The sequence below is a fragment of the Salinibacterium sp. genome (assembly GCF_031364185.1).
GTDB lineage: Bacteria > Actinomycetota > Actinomycetes > Actinomycetales > Microbacteriaceae > Rhodoglobus.
Genome location: NZ_JANLVV010000059.1, coordinates 1 through 1,736, shown reverse-complemented (window position 1 = coordinate 1,736; position 1,736 = coordinate 1). Strand labels below are relative to the sequence as shown.

Sequence of the window (1,736 nt, the reverse complement as noted above, 5' to 3'; positions counted from 1 at the left end):
GACGATAAGCACCAGCAGTGCGAGCAGCAGCGGCTGCGGCATCCTGAACCAGGGCGCCCAAAATTCCGTGGCGCTGAGCCACGAAGTGAACGGCACCAACTCGCCGTAGCCGATGTACGACGAGCGCCAGGCGAGTTCGGTGTCGGTGTATGCCGTGATCGAGCCCGTGAACGCGGCAGCGACGAGCAACCATGCGACACCCATGACCGCACTGAACAGCCCTACGGTGATGGATGCCACCCGCTCACGCACCGGGAACTCCTGCCGTGAACGTGCCGAGGGTCGCTGCACCCGCCACCGGTGTGCGACGTGCAACAGCATCGCCAGGGCGAACGCCAGGCCGCTGGGGCGGGTCAGCGACATAACGGCGACCACCGGGATGAGCATCCAATAGCGGCGTCGCATCAGGAGGTAAAGCGCGAGTGCCAACAGGAACGCATGCATCGACTCCGCGTATGACACCTGCAGGATTGGCGACAGCGGGGCAACGCAGAACAGCACCACCGCGAACAGCGCCGTGCCTGCCGGCAATACGAGGTGCATGAGCCTGTAGAACATCAGCGCAGCGGCCAGCGCGAACGTCACAGACACGAACACCGAAACGACGGGAAAACCCTGGCCGGTCAGCAGCATGAACGCCCGCACGATCGCCGGGTAGGCGGGCATGAAGGCCCAGGCGCTCTCGCCCACCTGGCCGTCTGCGGTCACCGGCAGGGTCGACGGGTAGCCGGCGACCGCGATGATGTAGTACCAGTGGCCATCCCAGATGGCGGCGAAATCGAAATAGTCCGGATGCGCGGTCGTCCAGGCGTTCGGCCCCTGCCGGGCGGCGAACGACAGCAGGATGGCCGTAGTGACCGCGCGGGAGGCGACGAAAATGACGAGCACTTTTGCCCACCACGGCGTGAGCCGATAGCGAACCCTGAGGTTGCGGCGAGCCCCGCGGCTCACCTCGCGCTCAGCCACGCACGCAACCCTCGCTCGCACTCCAGGATCTCGCTGACGGCCACCCGCTCGTCGTCGGCGTGGGCCTTCAGCGGGTCGCCGGGGCCGTAGTTGACGGCCTGGATGCCGAGGGCCGAGAAGCGGGCTACATCCGTCCAGCCGTACTTGGGGGCTGCGGCGCCGCCCACCGCGGCGAGAAAGTCCTGCGCCAGCGGGGCGTCGAGGCCCGGCCGAGCACCCTCGGCTAGGTCGGTAATAGCGAGGTCGAATCCAGCGAACACCTCTCGCAGATGTGCCTCGGCGTCGGCGGCGCTTCGGCTCGGAGCGAAACGGTAGTTGATGCTCACCACGGCCTCATCGGGGATGACGTTTCCGGCCACCCCGCCCGAGATTCGCACCGCATTCAGTCCCTCACGGTAGACCAGCCCGTCCACATCGAGTTCTGCGGGTTCGTACGAGGCGAGAATGGCGAGGACGGGCGCGGCGTCGTGGATGGCGTTGTGGCCCACCCAGGAGCGCGCGGAGTGCGCCCTTACGCCGCGCAACGTGATGTCGGCGCGGGCCGTGCCGTTGCATCCACCCTCAATTTTCGCGCTCGTCGGCTCGCCCAGGATCGCAAAGTCACCCTTAAGCAGATCGGGCCTCGTGCGGGCCAGCCGGCCGAGGCCATTCAGTGCACTGTCGACCTCCTCGTGGTCGTACCAGATCCAGGTGAGGTCAACGGGCGGCGCGGTGAGCTCGGATGCGAGCTTCAGGGCGATCGCGACACCGCCCTTCATGTCGACGGTTCC

At 66.9% G+C, this 1,736-nt stretch carries 2 protein-coding genes; both read right to left on the bottom strand.

Annotated features, from left to right (window positions below):
- A partial coding sequence (locus tag RMN95_RS03135) for a hypothetical protein (protein WP_309615506.1) occupies window positions 1-966 on the bottom strand: 966 nt, incomplete at its 3' end.
- Window positions 948-1,736, bottom strand: a 789-nt coding sequence (dapE, locus tag RMN95_RS03130; RefSeq protein WP_309615505.1) for a succinyl-diaminopimelate desuccinylase, incomplete at its 5' end; no start/stop codon positions are given. The genes RMN95_RS03135 and dapE, both read right to left, overlap by 19 nt.